This window comes from Salipiger sp. HF18, assembly GCF_011806505.1.
Lineage (GTDB): Bacteria > Pseudomonadota > Alphaproteobacteria > Rhodobacterales > Rhodobacteraceae > Salipiger > Salipiger thiooxidans.
Genome location: NZ_JAATOS010000682.1, coordinates 1 through 1752 on the forward strand (window position 1 = coordinate 1; position 1752 = coordinate 1752).

Sequence of the window (1752 nt, forward strand, 5' to 3'; positions counted from 1 at the left end):
CTTTGGTCATTGTCGTCTCCATGTTGGGGTTCGGGGCCTTTGCGGCCCTCTTGTCGGGGTTCAGAGCAGCGCCAGCACCTCGTCACGGTCGGGCGGCGTGGCGGGGCCCTGGCGGGTGACCGAGAGGGCGGCGGCGATGTTGGCGTAGCGCGCGGCGCGGAGCGGGTCGCCCGAGAGCGACAGCTCGGCCACGAAGCTTCCGATGTGGCAATCGCCGGCGCCGTTGGTGTCGACGGGCGTGACCTCGTGGGCGGGCAGGCGGTGCAGGGTGCCCTTGGTGGCCATCAGGCAGCCGTCGGCGCCAAGGCGCACCAGCGCGCCCTGACGGCCCCATGCCAGCGCGCGCACCGCGACCTCGGCGTCGGTGTGGCCGGTCATCACGCGCGCCTCGACGGCATTGGCGCTGATCCAGTCGGCGCGGTTGCGCAGGGTGTCGACGAGCGCGGGCGGCAGCTCGGCGATCATCGGCGAGGGGTCGAAGAGGAAGCGCCGGTCGCGGGGCAGCTCTTCGATCCAGCTGGCCAGCGCGTCGCGGGCGTCGGGGTAGTGCAGCGTGTAGCCCGAGACCATGACCCAATCGACGGGCGCGAGGTCGATGGTGGCAAGCGCCTCGGCGGTGATCCGGCCCTCGGCGCCGGGCCAGGCGATGAAGCTGCGCTCGCCGTCGGGCTCCAGCATCACGGTGCAGCAGCCCTGGTCGTGATCCGGGATCGGCGGGCGCGCGCAGGCGATGTCGCGGTCGCCGAGCGCCGCGGCGGCAGTGTAGCCGAAGGGGCCGGTGCCGAGCGTGCCGCCCATGGTGGCCTTGATCCCAGCGGCCCGCGCGGCGGCCAGCGCGTTGAAGCCGCCGCCCACGGTCATCTCGAAGCCGGTGACCACCGCCTCTTCGCCCGAGGCGGGAAGCGCGCGCACCCGGTAGACGAGGTCGATCACCGGGCCGGTCATCTGCATCAGCCGGGGCATGGGGTGCCTCCTTGGCGCAGGGTCAGAAGGGCGTGGACCACGGGAGCGAGGTCGAGCCCGCTGGCCTCGGTGACCTCGGCCACCACCGTGTCGGGCAGCGGGCAGCCGGTGGCGCCGCCCATGGCGCCGGCAATGGCGCCGATGGTGTCGGTGTCGTCGCCGATGTTGGCGGCAGAGAGCAGCGCCTGCCACAGGTCGCCCCGCGCCAGCCGCAGCAGTCCGAAGGCCATGGGCACGCTCTCGCGGCTTGCGACCGAGCTGCCGATGGTGGCGATGAGCTGCTCCTCGTCGCCGGTTTCGGCGATCTCGAGCGCCAGCGCGATGCGTCCCGCCACGTCGGGCTCGCCCACCGCGTTGCCAAGCGCCTGACCTGCGCGGGCCGATGCCAGCGCGGGATCGAGCGACGCGTCGAAGCCTTGCCCGGCGACGCCAGCGCTCACAACCATGGCCACGGCCGAGGCGGCGGCGATGGCCTCGCCTGTGTTGTGGGTCACGCGGCAGGTGCGGGCCACACGGGCGGCGATCTGCGCCACGTCGGGCGGGGTCGCGATGCCCACCGGGGCGATGCGCATGGCGGCGCCGTTGGTGGTGCCGCGACGGCCGGTCTCTTCGGGCGGGGTGCCGGCGAGCAGCGCCTCGATGGCAGCCTTCGAGGACGGCCCCAGCAGGTCCGCAAGCCCCTTGGCGCGGATCCCGGCCTCCCACTCCAGCAGGTCGCGCGCCCAGCCCGCGTCGTCGAAGCCCTGAGGCTCGGCGATCAGGCGGCGCGCCAGAAGCAGGGTCTGCTCG

Annotated in this window: 2 protein-coding genes; both read right to left on the bottom strand. The window is 73.7% G+C overall.

Annotated elements, in window-relative coordinates; all coding sequences use genetic code 11:
• Positions 1 to 60: 60 nt before the first annotated feature.
• Positions 61 to 963 (bottom strand): PfkB family carbohydrate kinase, encoded by a 903-nt coding sequence (locus HC022_RS25825; RefSeq protein ID WP_167454290.1) that lies wholly within the window; start codon positions 961 to 963, stop codon positions 61 to 63.
• Positions 951 to 1752 (bottom strand): ADP-ribosylglycohydrolase family protein (locus tag HC022_RS25830; protein ID WP_167454291.1); only part of this gene is annotated, 802 nt, incomplete at its 5' end. The genes HC022_RS25830 and HC022_RS25825, both read right to left, overlap by 13 nt.